Genomic DNA, 19,694 nt, shown 5'->3' with positions numbered 1-19,694 from the left:
ATGGGCGTCCATGTCCCGTCGTCTCACGATCCCGCCGCGCGACCGCGCGGGCAGCAGATCGCCCGCGCCGTGCTGTATGCGGCGCTGCTGGTGCTCGCGCTGTGGGTGATCCGCGACTTCATTCCCGCCATCGCGTGGGCCTGCGTGAGCGCCATCGCGATGTGGCCGCTGCTGAAGCGCTTCGAGTCGCACCGGCTGTTCCGCGACCGGCCGACGGTCATCGCGCTCGTCATCACGGCGGCGATCTCGCTGCTCGTCGTGCTGCCGGTCGCCATCGCGGCGACCGAGGCGGTTGCGCAGGCGCACGACCTGCGCGAGTGGCTGCACTCGATTCAGGACAACGGCATTCCGCTGCCGGAAGTGGTCGGTCGGCTGCCTTACGGCGCCGCGCAGATCACCGAATGGTGGCAGGCCAATCTCGGCCATCCGCTGCATGCGTCCAGCGCGATGCACGGCGTCAACAGCGAGAAATTCCTCGCGTACGGCCGGCAATTCGGCACGAAGCTCGCGCATGCGCTGCTCGAATTCGGCTTCATGCTCGTCACGCTGTTCGTGATCCTGCGCGCGGGCCACAAGTTGTCGGGCGCATTGCTGCAGGGCGCGCGGCGCGTATTCGGGCGCAACGGCGCGGAACTGATCGAGCGGATGGTCGCGGCCGTGTTCGGTACGGTGACGGGGCTCGTCGTCGTCGGGCTCGGCGAGGGCGCGCTGCTCGGCATCGCCTATGCGCTTGCGGGCGTCCCGCATGCGGCGCTGCTCGGCCTCGTGACGGCGGTCGCCGCAATGCTGCCGTTCTGCGCGCCGATCGTGTTCTGTGGCGCGGCGCTCTGGCTGTTCGTGCAGGGCGCGACCGTGTGGGCCGTCGTGGTGGCCGTGCTCGGTTTCGTCGTCGTGTTCGTCGCCGAGCATTTCGTGCGGCCGGTGCTGATCGGCAACTCGGCGCGGCTGCCGTTCCTGCTCGTGCTGTTCGGCATCCTCGGCGGCGCCGAGACGTTCGGCCTGATCGGGCTGTTCGTCGGCCCCGCACTGATGACGGTGCTGACGGTGCTGTGGGTCGAATGGATCGCGTGACGATGCACGCCGTTGCGCCGGTTTGACGCATCGGCGCAGCGGCATGGATGCGCGGGCAAGCATCCGCCGGCCGCAACGGTCGGCAACGCTCGGGCTTGCGCCGGGGCATGCAACGTGCGTGGAAACCAGCGATTCGGATGCGGATCTCTACATTTCTTTTCGATCCGGACCCAAAGGTCGAGTAGCATGAGGTTTTCGATCGCGCCGGCACGGCGCAGCAGATTTCCCCAAGCATGCGATTGATTACGATGTCCCGTCCCGCAGCGACGCTGTCCCTGGCCGCCAGCTGCCTGATGTTGCATGGCTGCGCGTGGTTCGACTCGTGGCTGCCGTTTTCGTATTCGCGCACGCCGCTGGCAAGGGCCGCGTCGCGGCATGGCGCGACCCGCGCCGACATCGTCCGCGCCGGCGGCAACCCGCGCAGCGTCTGGATGGTCCGCAACGGCAGCGGCGTCTGCTACAACTACTTCATCGAACACGGCAACGATCACCGGACTTATTTCGTCGTGTTCGACCGGGCCGGCGTCGTCACGCAACACGGCTTCGATACCTGCATGGACGCCGACCGCAACGGCAAGCTGCAGTCGGGCAACGGCAGTTAGTCAGTACGGCCGCCGCCGGCCGCATCACGCGGTCACGCGATCGTGTCGACCACGCCGCCGTCAACGCGCAGCGCCGCGCCGGTTGTCGCCGAAGCCTGCGGCGAGCACACGTACACCACCAGGTTCGCGACCTCCTCGGGCGTCGCGGGCCGCTGGATGATCGAGCTCGCGCGATGGTTGCGCACGAAATCCACGGCCACGTCTTCGACGCTGCGGCCGGATTCGTCGGCCGTTTCCTTCAGCAGCGCCCGCACGCCGTCCGACATCGTCGGCCCCGGTAGCACCGAGTTGACGGTCACGTTCGTGCCGGCCGCGAGCTTCGCGAGGCCGCGCGCGATCGACAGTTGCGCGGTTTTCGTGAAGCCGTAGTGAATCATGTCGACCGGGATGTTCAGGCCCGATTCCGACGAAATGAACACGACGCGCCCGGCGTTGCGTTCGATCATCCCTTTCAGGTAATGCCGCGCGAGGCGCACGCCCGACATCACGTTCGTCTGGAAGTAATGCTCCCATTCGGCGTCGTCGATGTCGAAGAACGCCTTCAGGCCGTAGATACCCGCGTTGTTGACGAGGATGTCGGCATCAGGCGTGTGCTCCGTGATGCGCGCGACGCCAGTGGCATCGGACAGGTCGGCGGCGACGCCGTCGACGCTCGCGCCGGGCACGGCGGTGCGCAGGTGCGCGAGCGCGGACTGCACCGACGCGTCGCTGCGGCCGTTGACGACGACGCGTGCGCCTGCGTGCGCGAGGCCTTCGGCGATGGCGAGCCCGATGCCGGCGGTGGAGGCGGTGACAACCGCGGTCTTGCCTTTCAGATCGATGTGCATGTGGGTGACGGGAGAGGAGTGAACAGGAACCGCCGCGCATGCCGCGGCGAGCGGAATTCAAAGCTTAGGTCAAACCGCGCGATCCGGTATCGAAGCTGCAAAGTGCCGGTTGCATCGGCCCGCACAGTCTTGTACGGTGAGCGTTCGCCGTCCGAACCGGGAGCCCGCCGCGTGAGCCGTACCGCCAACCGATCCGCCGTACCGTCGCCGTTCTGGCGCGATGCCGCGCTGCCGTTCATCGAGGCGCGCACCGTCGATGACGGGCGTTCGATCTGCTACGCGAAGCACACGCACGACACGTTTTCGGTGGGCGCGATCGTCGGCGGCACGAGCACCTACGTGAACGGCGCGACGAACGAACACGTCGGGCGCGGCGTGCTCGTGATCATCGATCCGGAACAGGTGCACGCGTGCAATCCGTACGGTCCCGACGCGTGGGCGTACCGGATGGTCTACGTCGACGTGCCATGGCTCGCGCGGCTGCAGCATTCGCTGGGCCGGGATCCGAATGGCGATTTCCACGGGTTTTCGCCGAAGTTGACGGAACGGCGCGACCTGTTCACGCAATTTGGCGGCTTCTATCGCACGCTCGTGTCGTCCGCGATCGATCCGCTCGGCAAGGAGAGCGCGGCGGTCGAATTCTTCACCGCGCTGCACGGCGCGCTCGATCGCGAGCTGTCCGACCCGCGGCCCGGGGACGACAACGCAAAGCTCGCGCGCGCGGCCGACTACATCGCCGCGAATTGCCGCGAGGGCGTCACGCTCGATGCGATCTGCGCGGCGGCCGACCTTTCGCCGTCGTATCTGATCCGCGCATTCAACGCGCGCTACGGCATGACGCCGCATGCATTCCTGATCGATCGTCGCGTGCAGTACGGCCGCACCGAGCTGCGCCGCGGCCGGCCGATCGCCGACGTCGCGCTCGACGCGGGTTTTGCGGACCAGGCGCATTTCCAGCGCGCGTTCCGGCGGATCGCGGCCGCGACGCCCGGGCAGTACCGCAGCGCGATGAGTTGAACGGGCGCGCGGCTACACGTCGAGCAGAAACAGCGCGCTGCCCGCGAGCAGCAGCGCCATCAACCGGTTGAACAAACGCATGCGCCGCGCATTCGCAAGCCGGTGCCGCAGCGATGCGCCCGCATACGCCCAGCACGCGATCGACGCGAAACAGATCACCAGATACAGCGCGGCGAATAACCAGACCTGCGTGCGGTCGCCATCGGCCGCATACGCACCCATCGCGGCCACGCACGCGAGCCACGCCTTCGGGTTCAGCCACTGCATCGCCGCGCCGGCCGCCGCCGTCGGGCCGGCCACGTCCGGGTCGGCCGACAGCCGGCCGTCATCGAGCGCGAGCCGCAGCGCCATATACAGCAGGAACGCGATCCCCGACCACTGCGTGGCGGTCGTCAGCACGGGCCAGCGCGCGAGCGCCGCGTGCAGGCCGAGGCCGATCAGCAGGAACAGCGCGACGAAACCGAGCGTCGCGCCGGCCGCATAGCGCAGGCTCGCGCCGAGCCCGTGGCGCGCGCCCGCGCTGAGCGCGACGATGTTGACGGGACCGGGGGTGATCGACGAGGCGAGCGCGAACGCGGCCATCGAAACCAGCATGCTCATTGGATGTCTCCATGCGAAATGTCGAAAGTCGCATCGAGACTACGGAAGCCGAACCGGTCCGTATTGAAGAAAACTGCCCTCGGCGGCGCGCGGCCGCCGTCAGTGCAATGCGCGCGGCGTATGCGCCGGTTGCGCGTCGTGCGTATCGGCGGGGCCGTTGGCATCGGCCGGGCGCAGCGGGCCGCCCGCGCAAGGTTGGGTCGATACCGAGAAGCCGAACGTATTGACGCCGCCCGAGCATGCGACGAACACGCCACCGCCGTGCATCTCGGCCACGGCCTTGACGATCGACAGCCCGAGCCCGTGGTTCTCCTTGCTGTTCGCGCGCGCTTCCTCGAGCCGGTAGAAGCGCTCGAACACGTGCGAGCGCTGGGCGGGATCGATCGGTTCGCCGGGGTTCGCGACGGCCATTTCGACGAGCGCGTCGCGGCGCGTGATCGTCACGTTCAGCGTCGCGCCGGGCGCCGAATGCTGGATCGCGTTGATCAGCAGGTTCGTCATCGCGCGGCGGAACAGCGACGGATCGACGGCCGCGCGCGCATCGCCGTGCAGTTCGGCGTGCAGTTGCGCCTCATCGAGCGGGATTTCGAGGAAGTCGAGCATGCGCCGCACCTCGTCGGCGAGCGACACGTCCTTCAGGTCGGTCGCGCGTTCACCGCGGTCGCTGCGCGACAGGAACAGCATGTCGTTGATGATCACGCGCAGCCGCTCGAACTCCTCGAGGTTCGACTGCAGCGTTTGGCGCATCCGGTCGACCGAGCGGTCGCGGCTCGTCAACGCGACCTGGGTCTGGCCGATCAGGATGCTGACCGGCGTGCGCAGCTCGTGCGCGACGTCCGCGTTGAATGCCTCGAGCCGCGCGTAGGTTTGCTGGATGCGGTCGAGCGCGCCGTTGAACGCCGCGGCGAGGTCGCGCAGTTCGGCCGGCAGCGCGTCGGTCTGTAGCCGCTGGCGGCGGTTCGTGGCGCTCACGGTTGCCGCATCCTGCGACAGCCGGTCGAGCGGCGCGAGCCCGAAGCGCGCGACCGCGCGGCTCAGCAGCAGCGTGATGACGGTGGCCGTCGCGATCAGCACGGCGAGGGTCCAGCCGAAGCGGCGCAGCATCCGCTGCGTGCGCTCGCACGAACTGGCGACGACCAGCTGCAGTGTCGGCCGCTCGCCGCTGCCGGCTACGGTGACGGTTTTCGTCATCACGTCGTAGCTGCTGTCGTTCAGCGCGTAGCGCTGGAACGAGCCGTTCGGCGGCTCGATGGGTACGCCGTTCACGGGGTTGCCGAAGCGGAAGGCGGGATCGGGACTGACGATCTGGTAGTGCGTCGAGCCATCGGGCGGTTCGAAATCGCTGAGCTTCTCTTGCAGCAGGCGCCCGCGCGCGGCCGTGGTGGCATGCGACACGATCAGTTCGGCGACCTTGGCGCGCGTGTCGAGCGTCGCGCGCAGCTCCGCGAACAACTGGCGCTCCATCATCACGAACAGCCCGCAGCCGACCAGCGTGAACACGAGCAGCGACACGATGCCGAACATCGCGGAGAGCCGCAGGACGATCGAGCGTTTCATGCCTGCCTCTCGGCGTCGCCTTCCTCGCGCGCCTCGAGCACGTAGCCCATGCCGCGGATCGTGTGCAGCAGCTTCTCCGCGAACGGGCCGTCGAGTTTCGCGCGAAGGCGCTTGATCGCCGTCTCGACGACGTTCGCGTTGCTGTCGAAGTTCACGTCCCACACGAGTTCGGCGATCGTCGTCTTCGACAGCACCTCGCCGCTGCGCCGCGCGAGCACGCCGAGCAGCTGGAATTCCTGCGCGGTCAGGTCGAGCCGCGTGCCGTCGCGGGTCGCGCGGCGGCCGATCAGGTCGACGCGCAGGTCGCCGATCGAGATCAGCGTCGATTCCTGCACGCGGGCACGGCGCGTCAGCGCGCGCAGCCGTTCGATCAGCTCGAGGAACGAGAAAGGCTTGGTCAGATAGTCGTCGGCGCCGCCGCGCAGCCCGCGCACGCGATCGTCGACACGGTCGCGGGCGGTCAGCATGATGACGGGCGTCTGCTTTTGCGCGCGCAACGCGCGCAGCACGCCGAAGCCGTCGAGCTTCGGCAGCATCACGTCGAGCACGACCACGTCGTAGTCGAATTCGACGGCTTTCCACGCGCCGTCCTCGCCGTCGAGCGCGGTATCGACGACCCAGCCTTCCTCGGTCAGGCCGCTCTTCAGGTATTCGACGACTTTCGGTTCGTCTTCGACGATCAGCACTTTCATATTGTGTGTCCGCGTAACCGGGTTAAGGGCCGACGCCCGCGGTGCGCTGCGGGCCCGCCGTCGCGACGTCGGACGGTGCGGGGCCGTGCGTCGCATCGCCGTCCCAGCCGCCGCCGAGCGCCTTCGCGAGAAAAACGACGAGCGCCGCGCGCTGGCCCTGGATCTGCACGGCCTGGCGCTCGCTCGTCAGCAGTTGCTGCTGGGCCGTCAGCACGTCGATGAACGGCGTCAGGCCGCCCGCGTAGCGATCCTGCGCGAGCGACACGAGCTTGCGCGCGTCGTCGACGGCCGCCGACGCCTGCTGCGCGGCTTCGGCCAGCACCGACAGGCCCGTCACCGCATTCTGCACCTCCTGGAACGCGGTGAGCACGGTCTGCCGGTAGCTGGCCTGCGCGGCCGTATAACCGGCCTGCGCGAAATCGACACCGGCCTTCAGCTTGCCGCCTTCGAACAGCGGCTGGCTGACCGACGCGCCGACCGACCACAGCAGCGCCGGTACGGTGAACAGGCCCGCGAAGCGCGTCGCATCCCAGCCGAGGTCCGGCGACAGCATGATGCGCGGGAAATACGCGGCGCGCGCGACGCCGATCTGCGCGTTCGCGGCGGCCATCGCGCGCTCGGCCGACGCGACGTCGGGCCGCCGCTGCAGCAGGTCGCTCGGCATGCCGGTCGGCAGCGCGGGCGCGTTGATCGGCACCACGCGCGGCGGCAGCGAGAATGCGGGGGCCGGCGTGCCGACCAGCGTCGCGATCGCGGTTTCGACCTGCGCGCGCTGTTGGAGCAGCAACTGCGCCTGCGTGCGCGTCGCGTCGAGCTGGGCGCGCTGCTGCAGCAGGTCGAGGCCCGACACCGCGCCGAGTTCATGGCGCGCGTCCACGTAGTCGAGCGCCTTCTGCTGCAGGTCGATCGAACGCTTGACGACGTCGATCTCGGTGTCGAGCTCGCGCAGCGCGAAATAGCTCGACGCGAGATCGGCGGTCAGCACGAGGCGCGCGTTCACGAAATCGTCGTGGGCCTGCTCGGTGCTCGCCTGCGCGGATTCGACGCTGCGCCGCACGCGGCCGAACAGGTCGAGCTCGTAGCTGACGCTCGCGCCGACCTGGATGTCGTTCTGCACGGTCGACGCGTTGACTGTCGCGTAGTTGGTCTGCGGCCGGTCGGCGGAGATCTTGAAGCGCTGGCCGCTCGCGTTCAGGCCGACCGCCGGATATTGCGCGGACGCGACCGACGCGAGCGTCGCCTTCGCCTGGTCGTAGCGCGCGGCGACGGCCTTGAGGTTCTGGTTGTTGCGCAGCGCATCGGTTTCGAGCGCGTCGAGCTGCGGATCGCCGAACGCGGTCCACCACGCCGGATCGAGCGGCGCGCGGGCCGGCGCGGCCGGATGCCAGTACGCGTCGGCCGGGTCGAGCCGCCACGTGGCCGGCGTATCGACGGCCGGGCGCTGGTAGTCAGGGCCGACCGTGCAGGCGGCGAGGGCGGTGGCCGCCACGACGGCGGCGAGCGCCGCGGGCCGCACGCGAACGCGTGTCGCGATCACGACTTCGCTCCCGCCGCGCCGGAGGCGGGTTTCGCTGCCGGCGCCGACACGATGACCTGGTCGCCATTGGCGAGCGCGTCGCCCGGGTTCGCGACGAGCCGGTCGTTCGGCGTGAGCGGCCCGTCGACTTCGAGCGTCTGGCCGATCGTGCGCACGATCGTCACCTGTTTCAGGCGGACCTGGCCGTTCGCGTCGACGGTCGCGACCGTCGACGCGAACGGCCAGGTCCGCCGGCAACCGGTGACGATCGTGCGCACGATCGTCACCTGTGGCAGGCGGACCTGGCCGTTCGCGTCGACGGTCGCGACCGTCGGGCCTTCGGCACGGAACAGCAACGTGTTGGCCGGAACCTGCAGGCGGCCGATCGGCGTCATCGGCAGCGTCGCCTGCACGTACGCGCCGGGCAGCAGCCGGCCGTCCGGGTTCGGCAGCGTGATCTCGATCTGCAGCGAGCGCGTCGCGACGTCGATCGCCTCGGACGTGCGCGTGATCGTGCCGTCGAAGGTCTGGCCCGGCAGCTCGGTCTGCGCGACGCTCACGTGCTGGCCGACCTTCACCTGCTGCGCATAGGCCTGCGGCACCTGCACGTAGAGGCGCAGCCGGTCGGCCTGCACGACCGTGAACAGCGAGCGGCCCGCGTTACCGGAACTGACGAGATCGCCGACGTCGACGTTGCGCTGCGTGACGATCCCGTCGATCGGCGCGACGATCCGCTGGAAGCCTTTCAGCTCGGTGAGCCGGCGCATGTTCGCATCGGCCGCGGCGAGGTTCGCGGTGCCCTGGTTGAACGCGCCTTGCCGATCGTCGAGTTCCTGCTGCGAGACGGCATCGCGCTGGCGCAACTGCTGCGCGCGGTCGAACGACGTCTTCGCGAGCGCAAGCGTCGCCTGCGCCTGCTGGCGCTGCGCGGTGGCCTGCGCGAGTTCCTGGTTCAGTTCGGGCGTGTCGAGTTCGGCGAGCACTTGCCCCTGCTTCACGTGCGCGCCGATGTCGGCCTGCCAGCGCAGCACGTAGCCGCTGGCGCGCGCGTAGATCGGCGCCTCGACGAAGCCGCGCAGCGTGCCGGGCAGCGTCAGCTTGCCGCCGGTCGCCGCGTCGACCGGATGCACGACGTTCACGTACTGGCGCGTGTTCTGCTCCGCGACCGCGTCGAGCCGGTTGCGGTTCAGCACGTTGACGACGATCGTGCGCGCGGCGCCGGCGGCCAGCAGCACGCCGATCACGATCAGGACGATCCGTCCGCGCCGCGACACCGACGTGCGCGTCGGCAGGTGCATGCCGTGTTCGTCCACCTGGATGCCGACGGAGCTGTGATGTTTCTCTTCCATGAATTCAACCAATTCAACCGGGTCTATAGGCGAAAGTCAGTGTCCGGCCTGGCGCGCGCGCCGTCGGGCCAGCCGCGAATGCACACCGCCGAACACGAGCGGCACGAACAACAACGTCGAAACGGTCGCGAACAGCAGCCCGCCGATCACCGCGCGGCCGAGCGGCGCGTTCTGCTCGGCGCCTTCGCCGAGACCGAGCGCCATCGGCACCATCCCGATGATCATCGCGAGCGCCGTCATCAGCACCGGCCGGATCCGCGTCGCGCCGGCCTCCAGCGCGGCCGTGAGCGGCGGCGCGCCGGCCGCGAGGCGCTGGCGCGCGAACGACACGACCAGAATGCTGTTCGCGGTCGCGACACCGACCGTCATGATCGCGCCCGTCAGCGCGGGCACGCTCAGGTGCGTGCCGGTGATGAACAGCATCCACGCGATACCGGCGAGCGCGGCCGGCATCGCGCTGATGATGATCAGCGGGTCGAGCCACGACTGGAAATTGACGACGATCAGCAGGTACACGAGCACGATCGCCATCGCGACACCCGCGCCGAGGCCGATATACGACGTGCGCATCGTCTCGATCTGGCCGCGCATCGTCAGCTCGGTGCCGCGCGGCAGCGTCGCGCGCGCGTCGGACACGATGCGGTCGATCTCGCCCGCGACCGAACCGAGGTCGCGGCCCTCGACGCTCACGTACAGGTCGATCGCCGGGCGGATGTTGTAGTGCGTGATCACGGCCGGGTTCGCGCCGCTGCGCATCTGCACCAGGTTGCCGAGCAGTTGCAGCGGCGCGCCCGTGCGGCCGCTCGCCGAGATCGGCGTGCCGAGCAGGTCGTCGACCGACGAGATGTTGTATTGCGGGGTCTGGATCTGCAGCGGGTACTGGACGCCGGTGCGCGGGTTGATCCAGAACGACGGCGTCGTCTGCGAACTGCCGGACAGCGAGATCAGCATGTTCTGCGCGACGTTCTGCGCGGAGAGATTGAGCTGCTGCATGCGCGTGCGGTCCATGTCGGCCAGCAGGGTCGGCTCGTCGTTGCGTTGCAGTACGTGCACGTCGACGGCGCCGGGGATTTGCCTGACCTTTTTCATCAGGCTGCTTGCGATTGTCATGTTACTCGCGAGATCGTTGCCGAGCACCTGCACGTCGATGGCGGCCGGCTGACCGAAGTTCAGGATCTGCGTGATGATGTCCGACGGCTGGAAGAAGAACTCGACGCCCGGGAAGCGTTCGGGCAGCAGCGTGCGCAGCGTCTGCACATAGTGCTGGGTCGCGCGGTGGCCCGGCTTCAGCGCGATCAGCAGCTCGCCGTCGAGCGTGCCGATCGTGCCGGCGTTGCTGTACGACAGGTTGATGCCGCTCACCGGCAGGCCGAGGTTGTCGACGATCGCACCGAGCTCGTCGGGCGGCACGGCTTCGCGGATCACGCGTTCGACCTGGTCGGCGAGGCGCGCGGTTTCCTCGATCCGGTAGCCGGTCGGCGCGCGCATGTGCAGCCGGATGTTGCCGGAATCGGCGTTCGGGAAGAAGTCGCGGCCGAGCACGAATACGAGGCCCGTCGACAGCACGCAGAAGCCGAGGAAGCACATCGCGTAGAAGCGGCGGCGCACCAGCAGCATGCTGAGCAGCACGATATACCACGCGCGCAGCCGCTCGAACGCGTTGTTGAACGCGTGATGGATGCGCGCGAAACGCGACGTCGCGTGGTCGGGGCCGGTGCTGGCCTGCTGCGGGCGGAACAGCAGCATCGCGAGCGTCGGCACCAGCGTACGCGACAGCACGTACGACGCGAGCATCGCGAACACGACCGCTTCGGCGAGCGGCACGAACAGGAAGCGCGCGACACCCGTCAGGAAGAACATCGGCACGAACACGATGCAGATGCACAGCGTCGACACGAACGCGGGCACCGCGATCTCGCCGGCGCCTTCGAGGATCGCCTCGTGCAGGTTGGTGCCGAGATGCAGGTGCCGCTCGATGTTCTCGATCGTGACGGTCGCGTCGTCGACCAGGATCCCGACCGCGAGCGCGAGCCCGCCGAGCGTCATGATGTTGATGGTCTCGCCGAGCGCGGACAGCGCGATCAGCGACGTGAAGATCGACAGCGGGATCGAGATCGCGATGATCAGCGTGCTGCGCCAGTTGCCGAGGAACAGCAGGATCATCATCGCGGTCAGCACGGCGGCGATCAGCGCCTCGTGGATCACGCCTTGCACGGCCGCGTTGACGAACACCGACTGGTCGAACAGCGGCGTGATCGTGAGCCCTTCGGGCAGCGTCGGGATCACCTTCGGCAGCAGCGCCTTCAGGTCCGACACGACCTTGAGCGTCGACGCGTCGCCGCTCTTCAGGATCGACACGAGCACGCCGCGCTGGCCGTTCTGGCGCACGACGTTGGTCTGCGGCGCGAAGCCGTCGCGTACCGCCGCGACCTCGCGCAGGTAGGTCGTCGCGCCGTTGACGGTCTGGATCGGCAGGTTGTTGATGTCGGCGACCGTGTCGGCCGACGCGTTCGTGTCGATCCGGTATTCGGTCTGGCCCATCTTCGCGGTGCCGGTCGGCAGCACGAGGTTCTGCGCGTTGACCGCGTTGACGATGTCGGCCGGTGTGAGGCCCTTCGCGAGCAAGGCCTGCGGATCGAGGTCAATCGCGACCACGCGCGTGCGGCCGCCGTACGGGAACGGCACCTGCGCGCCCGGAATCGTGATCAGTTGCGGGCGCAGGAAGTTGAGCGCGATGTCGGCGAGCGACTGTTCGCTGAGCGTCGTGCTCGACAGCCCGAGCTGGATCACCGGGATGCTCGACGCGGAATAGGTGATCACGAGCGGCGGCGTCGCGCCTTGCGGCATCTGCCGCACGATCGCCTGCGCGGACGACACCGTCTGCGCGATCGCCGTCTGCACGTTCGCGCCCGGCTGCAGGAACACCTTCACGACCGCGATGCCGGGCAGCGACGTCGATTCGACATGCTGGATGTTGTTGACGGTCGTCGTCAGGATCCGTTCATGGACGGCCGTGATCCGGTTCGTCATCTCCGTCGCGGAGAAGCCGCTGTAATTCCAGATCACGCTGATCACGGGAATGTTGATCGCGGGCAGCACGTCGACGGGCGTGCGCATCAGCGCAAGCGGGGTGGCCAGCACGATCATGATGGCCATTACGATGAACGTGTAGGGGCGCCTGAGCGCGAGATTGACGATCCACATGGAGGCAGCGGGACAGGCGGTGATCAGGCGTCGGTGAAGGGAACCCGAATGATAGGCGTTGGGGCTGAACGGGTTACTGGCGCGAAACTGGCGGAATTGTCAGGTTGCCGCGCGCGCGTCGTCGGCCGATTGCTAAGACGAAATGCATGCGCGCGTTTCAACCGGCGACGGTTTCGCTCATCGCGCGCCGCTCAAATCTGCTCCATCCCGACCCGCGCGAGCGCACCCAGATCGACGACTTCGATCTGGTTGTACGCGAGCCGCAGCACGCCGCGCTTCTCGAGTTGCTGCAGCGCCTGATTGATCCGCTGCCGCGACACGCCGACGAGCATCCCCAGTTCCTCCTGCGAGATCGACAGCGACGGGCCGGTGTCCGGATACAGGTCGGGGTTGAAGAGCTGCGCGAGCGACTGCGCGACGCGCGCATCGACGTCGAGCAGCCGGCTGTTCTGGATCGACGCGATGAACTCGCCCATCCGGTTGTTCAACTGGTGGATCACGAAGCGCGTGAACGGCAGGCTCGTGTCGAGCAGCGCATGGAACGTGTCGACCGGCACGAACAGCACGGTCGAGCGCTGGATCGCGACGACCTCGTACTTGCGCAGTTCGCGCTTGATCACGCTGCCTTCGCCGAACCAGCCGCCCGACGGCACGCCGGAAAACGTGCAGCCGCGCCCCGACACGTTGAAGATCGCGAGCTTCAGCAGCCCGCGATGCACGCCGATCCAGTATTCGGACGGCGCGAGCCGGTGCGCGATCACGTCGCCGGCCTCGCACTGCTCGACGCGCGACTGCGCGAGCACGAGCGCCTGGTGCTCGGGCGCGAGCGTGCGGAACCACGCGCACTGGCCGAACAGCGTCGAAAGCGGCGGCATCGGGCCGGGTTCGGGAAGCGCGTCGGCCGGGTAGGCGGCCGCGTCGGGCGGCGCAACGAGAGGGTCGTGCATGGGTGCGGGTTTGCGAGAATAGGGATAACGCGCGGCGCTCGAAGGGCACTCTGTCGTTTCGATGACAGACGGCCCACAATAGCGACCGTTAGGCTGTCGGCAATTGAACCACATCAAAACGATTCGGGGTGCATGCACGCCGGTCGACAGAACACGGGAGACAGGATCATGACGCAGATGTTCGAGGCCGGGCTCGGCCGCCGCGACGCCAATTACGTGCCGCTCACGCCGATCGACTTTCTGGTCCGGACGGCCGAAGTCTATGGCGAGCGCCTCGCGATCGTGCACGGCGACGTGCGGCGCACGTGGGGCGAGACCTACATGCGCGCGAAACAGCTGGCGAGTGCGCTTGCACGGGCCGGTGTCGGGCGCGGCGACACCGTCGCGGCGATGCTGCCGAACATCCCGGCGATGGTCGAGGCGCACTTCGGCGTGCCGATGGCCGGCGCCGTGCTGAACACGATCAACACGCGGCTCGACGTGCCGTCGGTGCTGTTCATGCTGCGTCACGGCGAGGCGAAGGTGCTGATCGTCGACACCGAATACGCGGAGCTCGCGCATCGCGCGGCGCTCGAGGTGCCGGGCCTGAAGATCGTCAGCGTCGCCGACGCGATGCCGGCCGATCCCGCCCGCTTCGCGGGCGCGACCGACTATGAAGCGTTCGTCGCCGGCGGCGATGCCGACTACGCATGGACGCCGCCGGCCGACGAGTGGGACGCGATCGCGCTGAACTACACGTCCGGCACGACCGGCGATCCGAAGGGCGTCGTCTACCACCATCGCGGCGCGTATCTGGCGGCGATCAGCAACCTGCTCGAATGGGACATGCCGAAGCACGCGGTGTATCTGTGGACGCTGCCGATGTTCCACTGCAACGGCTGGTGTTTCCCGTGGGCCGTCGCGGCGCGCGCGGGCGTGAACGTGTGCCTGCGCAAGTTCGACGCGAAGACGGTGTTCGACCTGATTCGCCGCGAGCGCATCACGCACTATTGCGGCGCGCCGATCGTGCAGAGCGCGATCGCGAACGCGCCGGCCGAATTCCGCGAAGGCATCGACCACACGGTGCACGCGATGGTCGCGGGCGCGGCGCCGGCGCCGGCCGTGATCGCGAAGATGAAGGAGATCGGCTTCGACCTGCTGCACGTGTACGGGCTGACCGAGGTCTATGGCCCCGCGACCGTGTGCGCGCAGCAGTCGCACTGGGAAGCACTGCCCGATGAAGAGCGCGCGCGGCTCAATGCGCGCCAGGGCGTGCGCTATCACCTCGAAGCGGGCGCGACGGTGCTCGATCCCGACACGATGGCGCCGGTGCCGGCCGACGGCGAGACGCTCGGCGAGATCATGTTCCGCGGCAACATCTGCATGAAGGGTTACCTGAAGAACCCGAAGGCGACCGACGAGGCGTTCCACGGCGGCTGGTTCCATACGGGCGATCTCGGCGTGCTGACGCCGGACGGCTACATCCGCATCAAGGACCGCCGCAAGGACATCATCATCTCGGGCGGCGAGAACATCTCGAGCATCGAGGTCGAGGACGCGTTGTACCGGCATCCGGCTGTTGCGGTCGCGGCTGTCGTCGCGATGCCCGATCCGAAATGGGGCGAGGTGCCGTGCGCGTTCGTCGAGCTGCGCGAAGGCGCGAGCGCGACCGAGGAGGAGATCGTCGCGCACTGCCGGCAACTGCTTGCGGGCTTCAAGGTGCCGAAGGCCGTGCGCTTCGGCGAACTGCCGAAGACATCGACCGGCAAGATCCAGAAATTCCAGCTGCGCAATGCGGTCGGATCGGACAAGGCGATCGACCTGGCGGGCGGCAAGAAATAAAGGAAGCGTGGCGCGTCGCGCGGCTCAATGCACGACGAGCCACGCGACGGCCAGGTAGCGGCCGACCTTCGCGATCGTGACGATCGCCAGAAAGGTCGGCAGCGGTTCGCGCAGCACACCGGCGATCATCGTCAGCGGATCGCCGATCACCGGCGCCCAGCTCAGCAGCAGCGACCAGCGGCCGTAGCGCGCATACCAGCGCTCGGCGCGCGCGAGTGCAGAAGGCTTGACCGGAAACCAGCGGCGGTCGCGGAAGTGCTCGATGCCGCGCCCGAGCATCCAGTTGATTACTGAACCGGCGACGTTGCCGATGCTGGCGACGAGCACCAGCGCCCACACGGGTTCGCGCCCGGCAAGCAGCAGGCCGGCGAGCACGGCTTCGGACTGGAGCGGAAACAGGGTCGCGGCGACCATCGACACGGCGAACAGGCCGCCGTAAGTGAGCAATTCGGACATCGCGCGATTGTACCGGCCGCACGATGGCCGATCAGTTCCAGCCGACCATGATCGCGCCCATCCCGACGAGCAAGCCACCCGTCACGCGGTTCATCGCGCGCATCCGCGCCGGCCGCTGCAATGCGCGGCTCAACCGGTGCGAGAACAGCGCCATCGACGCGACGCCGCCCGCGAACAGCAACGCGAACGTCGTGGCGAGCAGCAGGAACTGGAGGTTCAGGCTCCAGTTGGCCGTCGGGCTGATGAACTGCGGAAAGAACGACGGAAAGAACAGCAGCGTCTTCGGATTGAGGCCCGACGTCGCGACGCCGCGCCAGAACAGCGCGCGTCCGGTATCGGCGTCCGGCTCAACGATGACGGTACCGGCGCCGGCTTCGGCCGAAGCGGCGGGCGCGCTTGCCGGCGCGCGGCTGAGCCATTGCTTGCCACCCAGCCACACGAGATACGCGGCGCCGGCCCAGCGCAGCACGGTGAGCGCGTGCTCGTTGATGTGGACCAGCGAATTCAGGCACAGCGCGGTCAGCGCGAGTTGCAGCAGTACGGCGAGCGTGCCGCCCCACACGCACGGCAGCGCGCGGCGCCAGCCGGCGCGCAGCGCCTGGTTCATCGTGAGCAGGTTGACGGGGCCGGGGGCGTAGATGAGAACGGCGGAAGCAGCGAGGAACGACAGATAAAGCCTGAACGACATGACGGGAAGTGCAAGAACGGGGAGCAGGCACCGGCTCCGCACGCGGTGGATAGGCGTGCGGGCGGCGGGGAATCGCATGCCTGCTTGTCCGGCACCGCAACTCGTGATTGCGGCCGTGCGTCCCGGTGCGAAGGGGTTGTCGCGGGGAGCGTGCCGGGCAACAGGCATGGTGAAAATGTATCAAGCGGGCCGGTTAAAAGGCTTCCTGTTTTCAGGCAAAAGGGACCTGAAACCGGAATCCTGTTCAGATAGAATGCCGATTTTCAGTAGAAGATTCTTCCCATCATGGCTACTCGCGAACGCACGCCGAAAACCCTCGACAATCAGGACCGCAAGATCCTCGGTGCACTCCAGAAAAATGCGCGCCTGTCGAACGCCGAACTGGCCGAACAGATCGGCATGTCGACCACCGCGTGCTGGAACCGCACGCGGCAGCTCGAAGTCGACGGCTACATCGACGGTTATGTCGCGCTGGTCAACCAGCGCATGCTCGGCTACGCGGACATCGTGATCCTCGAAGTCACGCTCGATCGCCACGAGGACGACGCGCTCGCGCGTTTCGGCTCGGAACTGGCGGCGCTGCCCGAAGTGCTCGAGGCCTATCTGGTGTCGGGCGAATACGACTACTGGATCAAGGTGGCCGTGGACGGGACGGCCGGCTACGAGCGTTTCCTGCGCGAAAAGCTCTACAAGATCTCGAGCATCCGTCACAGCCGCTCGATGTTCGCGCTGCGCTGCATGAAGGACGTGCCGTCGATTCAGGTGTGAAGGCGGGGGCGGGGATGGGGGCGCGGCCGTCGTTGAACGGATCGCGCATGCGGCTGCGCGATCGCGCGGAGAAGGCCTGCGATCGACCGGCGCGGAAGGTGCCCGGCGGGGTACTGCACGCGGGCAGGCAAAACGGATGAATCTTCCGTCAGGGATGATCTGACGCAATTGCGCGTCGTCGGGATGACGGTGGCCCGCTCGGGCAACTTGCCGACAAAACCGCGCCGAGATCGATCGGCGTTGGCACAGACCTCAACGCGCTCCCGACGTGATGAGCGCATTCAACCGGGACCAGCCCGGCTTGTTACCACGACACCAGCCCAACTCCGATGCCGGACGCAGCGGCCTTGCGGCGCGCGTCCGGGCAAGCGGATCAGGCAGGTCGTCGTGCGGTCGTTCCGCTTAGTGCGGCAGACGCGCGTGCGCTTCAGCGATGACTTCGCAGTTATCGAGGTGGAGTTGCCAAGCTTCTGCAATCAGCTCGCCAACACGTGCGAGCCAGCCGGCGGATTCGGTGGAACGATCGGAGACATTAGACGTTTGCATGACGAAGCCCCATATAGGTGGCGAATTAGGGATAACCCTAATCATAGCGAAACATCACCGCCCTGTGAAATGCGATTTCGTTATATGAGAATTACTGACAATTTATGTTGCTGCTGCGCAACATGAATATCGGCCGCCGTTTCGTCGCGTGCAGGCGTGACGAGGCCATGCGTGCACGGCCTCGCGTGGAGCAAGAGAGGGGATTCGAGCGGCGGGAAGGACGGGGGCGAGGCGGCGCGGCGATTACCGGCCGATCCACCCGAACCGCCACGACAGCCGCCGCGTCGCGGCGAGCAGCGTCTGCGCGAGGTCGCTGTCCGGCCCGCGCGGGAAGCCGCGCGACGAGCCGATGATCGCGATCACGAGCCGGATGCTGCCGGTGTGATCGAACACGGGTGCGGCGACCGTCCCGATGCCCGGCACCGGCGCGTCGAACGCGAAATCGAGCCCGGCCGCGCGGATCGCCGCGAGCCGCGCGCGGAATGCGTCGTCGGCCTGCGTGGCGGCACCGCCCGCGAGACGCACGGGCTCGTTGGCGAGCAGGTCGGCCAGCACGTCGTCGGACATGCCGGCCGCGAAGATCCGGCCGATCGCCGTATTGACGAGCGACATCACGGTGCCGACCTGCAGGCTGACGTGCTGCGGCCGCGCCGATTCCTCCAGGCGGATCACGGTCGGGCCGAGCGGCCCGAGCGTCGCGGCGGCCACGCTCATGTCGGTCGCGCCGGCCAGCGCGACGATCTCGGCTTCCGCGTCGCGCGTCGGCGACACGCGCTGCATCGCGATCAGGCCGAGCGCCTGCCCGAGCGGGCCGCCGTCGAAGCAGCCGGCGTCGTCGCGGCTCAGCAGGCCGATCTTCTGCAGGCTGACGAGATGCGGAAACGCCTTCGCGGCCGGCATGCCGGCCCCCGCCGCGAGATCGCGCAGCGGCAGCGCGCGGCCCGCCGACACCAGCGCGAGCAGCAGCTCGCCGGTGCTGTCGAGCGCATTGATCCCGCGCTGCGCCTTCGCATCGTCGGCCAGCGCCGGCGGCACGTGTGGTGCGGCTGCTTCTAGTGCGGGCGCTGGTTCGGCAGGTTCCGCGCCGAGCGACGCGGTGGCCTGTCGCGCCGTCTCGCGCAGGGCGGCCGCGATCGGGCCGTCCCAGTCGACATCGATCGATCCCGTCGAACCGATTACCGTCAACGCGAGCTGCAGGCGCCCGTGCGCGTCGAATACGGGCACGCACATCGCGCTGACGCCGGGGCTCGGCCGGTCGACGCTGCGTTCGATGCCGCGCGCGCGGATCGCGTCGAGTGCGGCCTGTTGCGCGTCGGCGTCCGGCGCGAGCTGCGTGCCTTCGGCGCCTGCGAGCGTGTCGCCCGCGCCGGCCTGGCTGGCCGCCATCGCATCGAGTTGCGCGGGATCGCCGAACGCGCGGAAGACGCGGCCGGTCGCCGTCGTGTCGAGCGACATCACCGAGCCGACGTGCAGGTTCACGTGCAGCGGATAACCGCCGTGCTCGATGCGCACAATCGTCGGGCCGAGCGCGCCCGGCACCGACAGCGCGACGCTCAGGCCCACCGCTTCCGCGAGCCGCACCGCGTGCGGCAGCGCCGCGCGGTAGGCCGGCTGGCGCTCGATCGACATCAGCCCGAGCCGCAGCGACAACGGGCCCGGCTCGTAGTTGCCGGTGATCGCGTCGCGCTTCACGAGCGCGAGCCGCGTCAGGCTGACCAGATAGGTGTGCGCCTGCGCGGTCGACAGGTCGGCCGCCGCGGCCAGCTCCGACAGCCCGAGCGGCTTGCGCCGGCGCGCGAGCGCGTCGAGCAGCCGGCCGCCGACCTCGACACTCTGGATCCCGCGCTGCGCCTTGGGTGGCGCGTCGTCTGCGCTGACTTCGTGGTTCTGCACGCGATGATTCTTCCGTTGACGAAACCCCGCATGGTATCCGACGCCATTTATCGCGCCAGCCCGCAGGTTTACCCGTATTAGACAATAGCAAGCGACTTTGTCATTGACAAATAATCGATGCGGGAAGATGATCCGCTCAC

General features: G+C 68.2%; 16 protein-coding genes. 5 read left to right on the top strand and 11 right to left on the bottom strand.

Annotated features, from left to right (window positions below; genetic code table 11):
• Together ACTRWB_RS10210 and ACTRWB_RS10205 are read left to right on the top strand one after the other, a co-directional pair.
• Entirely contained in the window at positions 1-1,071 is a 1,071-nt protein-coding gene (locus ACTRWB_RS10210; protein ID WP_446901807.1) for an AI-2E family transporter, read from the top strand.
• Positions 1,072-1,304: 233 nt separating this feature from the next.
• Positions 1,305-1,673, top strand: a complete 369-nt coding sequence (locus ACTRWB_RS10205) for a hypothetical protein (protein ID WP_446901806.1) — start codon at positions 1,305-1,307, stop codon at positions 1,671-1,673.
• Between the two features lie 32 nt (positions 1,674-1,705).
• Here the strand turns inward: ACTRWB_RS10205 and ACTRWB_RS10200 are convergent, their stop codons facing one another.
• On the bottom strand, positions 1,706-2,500 hold the full coding sequence (locus ACTRWB_RS10200; RefSeq protein ID WP_446901805.1) for an SDR family NAD(P)-dependent oxidoreductase: 795 nt from the start codon (positions 2,498-2,500) through the stop codon (positions 1,706-1,708).
• A 171-nt stretch (positions 2,501-2,671) separates the two neighbouring features.
• Here ACTRWB_RS10200 and ACTRWB_RS10195 point away from each other — a divergent pair, with 171 nt between their 5' ends.
• Positions 2,672-3,517 carry an AraC family transcriptional regulator gene (locus tag ACTRWB_RS10195; RefSeq protein WP_446901804.1) on the top strand — a complete coding sequence of 282 codons (846 nt, stop codon included), beginning with the start codon at positions 2,672-2,674 and terminating at the stop codon, positions 3,515-3,517.
• Positions 3,518-3,529: 12 nt separating this feature from the next.
• Here the strand turns inward: ACTRWB_RS10195 and ACTRWB_RS10190 are convergent, their stop codons facing one another.
• The 7 genes from ACTRWB_RS10190 to ACTRWB_RS10160 form a co-directional block, all read right to left on the bottom strand.
• Positions 3,530-4,117 carry a LysE family translocator gene (locus tag ACTRWB_RS10190; RefSeq protein WP_446901803.1) on the bottom strand — a complete coding sequence of 196 codons (588 nt, stop codon included), beginning with the start codon at positions 4,115-4,117 and terminating at the stop codon, positions 3,530-3,532.
• A 99-nt stretch (positions 4,118-4,216) separates the two neighbouring features.
• Positions 4,217-5,674, bottom strand: coding sequence for a heavy metal sensor histidine kinase (locus ACTRWB_RS10185; protein ID WP_446901802.1), 1,458 nt, complete (start codon positions 5,672-5,674; stop codon positions 4,217-4,219).
• A complete protein-coding gene (locus ACTRWB_RS10180; protein ID WP_048245357.1) occupies positions 5,671-6,366 on the bottom strand; it encodes a heavy metal response regulator transcription factor in 696 nt (231 codons plus the stop codon). The genes ACTRWB_RS10185 and ACTRWB_RS10180 overlap by 4 nt, the downstream gene beginning before the upstream one ends.
• Before the next feature lie 22 nt (positions 6,367-6,388).
• Entirely contained in the window at positions 6,389-7,903 is a 1,515-nt protein-coding gene (locus tag ACTRWB_RS10175) for an efflux transporter outer membrane subunit (RefSeq protein ID WP_446901801.1), read from the bottom strand.
• On the bottom strand, positions 7,900-9,231 hold the full coding sequence (locus ACTRWB_RS10170; protein ID WP_446901800.1) for an efflux RND transporter periplasmic adaptor subunit: 1,332 nt from the start codon (positions 9,229-9,231) through the stop codon (positions 7,900-7,902). The genes ACTRWB_RS10175 and ACTRWB_RS10170 overlap by 4 nt, the downstream gene beginning before the upstream one ends.
• Before the next feature lie 36 nt (positions 9,232-9,267).
• The gene (locus ACTRWB_RS10165; protein ID WP_446901799.1) at positions 9,268-12,435 is read right to left on the bottom strand and encodes an efflux RND transporter permease subunit; all 3,168 of its coding nucleotides are present in this window, start codon (positions 12,433-12,435) and stop codon (positions 9,268-9,270) included.
• Between the two features lie 191 nt (positions 12,436-12,626).
• Positions 12,627-13,382: a Crp/Fnr family transcriptional regulator gene (locus ACTRWB_RS10160; protein WP_446901798.1), complete on the bottom strand. Its 756-nt coding sequence runs from the start codon at positions 13,380-13,382 to the stop codon at positions 12,627-12,629.
• A gap of 168 nt (positions 13,383-13,550) precedes the next feature.
• On the opposite strand from ACTRWB_RS10160, the gene ACTRWB_RS10155 reads away from it, so the two are divergent.
• Complete coding sequence (locus ACTRWB_RS10155; RefSeq protein WP_446901797.1) at positions 13,551-15,203, top strand: acyl-CoA synthetase; 1,653 nt, start codon at positions 13,551-13,553, stop codon at positions 15,201-15,203.
• Positions 15,204-15,227: 24 nt separating this feature from the next.
• On the opposite strand, the gene ACTRWB_RS10150 is transcribed toward ACTRWB_RS10155, so the two are convergent.
• Positions 15,228-15,659, bottom strand: coding sequence for a YqaA family protein (locus ACTRWB_RS10150; protein WP_412024636.1), 432 nt, complete (start codon positions 15,657-15,659; stop codon positions 15,228-15,230).
• A gap of 31 nt (positions 15,660-15,690) precedes the next feature.
• Positions 15,691-16,347 (bottom strand): LysE family translocator, encoded by a 657-nt coding sequence (locus tag ACTRWB_RS10145; RefSeq protein WP_446901796.1) that lies wholly within the window; start codon positions 16,345-16,347, stop codon positions 15,691-15,693.
• A 285-nt stretch (positions 16,348-16,632) separates the two neighbouring features.
• Between ACTRWB_RS10145 and ACTRWB_RS10140 the strand changes: the two genes are divergently transcribed.
• Positions 16,633-17,115, top strand: coding sequence for an Lrp/AsnC family transcriptional regulator (locus ACTRWB_RS10140; RefSeq protein ID WP_034179616.1), 483 nt, complete (start codon positions 16,633-16,635; stop codon positions 17,113-17,115).
• Between the two features lie 789 nt (positions 17,116-17,904).
• Here ACTRWB_RS10140 and ACTRWB_RS10135 read toward each other — a convergent pair.
• Complete coding sequence (locus tag ACTRWB_RS10135) at positions 17,905-19,554, bottom strand: IclR family transcriptional regulator (protein WP_446901795.1); 1,650 nt, start codon at positions 19,552-19,554, stop codon at positions 17,905-17,907.
• Between the last annotated feature and the right edge of the window lie 140 nt (positions 19,555-19,694).

This window comes from Burkholderia sp. YIM B11467 (genome assembly GCF_052952715.1).
This window is presented reverse-complemented; position numbering and strand designations above follow the sequence as displayed.

Excerpts from the sequence above, each read along its gene's own strand:
- ACTRWB_RS10210 (WP_446901807.1), top strand. The coding sequence starts at position 1 with ATGGGCGTCCATGTCCCGTCGTCTCACGATCCCGCCGCGCGACCGCGC.
- ACTRWB_RS10205 (WP_446901806.1), top strand. The coding sequence starts at position 1,305 with ATGCGATTGATTACGATGTCCCGTCCCGCAGCGACGCTGTCCCTGGCC.
- ACTRWB_RS10200 (WP_446901805.1), bottom strand. The coding sequence starts at position 2,500 with ATGCACATCGATCTGAAAGGCAAGACCGCGGTTGTCACCGCCTCCACC.
- ACTRWB_RS10190 (WP_446901803.1), bottom strand. The coding sequence starts at position 4,117 with ATGAGCATGCTGGTTTCGATGGCCGCGTTCGCGCTCGCCTCGTCGATC.
- ACTRWB_RS10185 (WP_446901802.1), bottom strand. The coding sequence starts at position 5,674 with ATGAAACGCTCGATCGTCCTGCGGCTCTCCGCGATGTTCGGCATCGTG.
- ACTRWB_RS10180 (WP_048245357.1), bottom strand. The coding sequence starts at position 6,366 with ATGAAAGTGCTGATCGTCGAAGACGAACCGAAAGTCGTCGAATACCTG.
- ACTRWB_RS10170 (WP_446901800.1), bottom strand. The coding sequence starts at position 9,231 with ATGGAAGAGAAACATCACAGCTCCGTCGGCATCCAGGTGGACGAACAC.
- ACTRWB_RS10165 (WP_446901799.1), bottom strand. The coding sequence starts at position 12,435 with ATGTGGATCGTCAATCTCGCGCTCAGGCGCCCCTACACGTTCATCGTA.
- ACTRWB_RS10160 (WP_446901798.1), bottom strand. The coding sequence starts at position 13,382 with ATGCACGACCCTCTCGTTGCGCCGCCCGACGCGGCCGCCTACCCGGCC.
- ACTRWB_RS10155 (WP_446901797.1), top strand. The coding sequence starts at position 13,551 with ATGACGCAGATGTTCGAGGCCGGGCTCGGCCGCCGCGACGCCAATTAC.
- ACTRWB_RS10150 (WP_412024636.1), bottom strand. The coding sequence starts at position 15,659 with ATGTCCGAATTGCTCACTTACGGCGGCCTGTTCGCCGTGTCGATGGTC.
- ACTRWB_RS10145 (WP_446901796.1), bottom strand. The coding sequence starts at position 16,347 with ATGTCGTTCAGGCTTTATCTGTCGTTCCTCGCTGCTTCCGCCGTTCTC.
- ACTRWB_RS10140 (WP_034179616.1), top strand. The coding sequence starts at position 16,633 with ATGGCTACTCGCGAACGCACGCCGAAAACCCTCGACAATCAGGACCGC.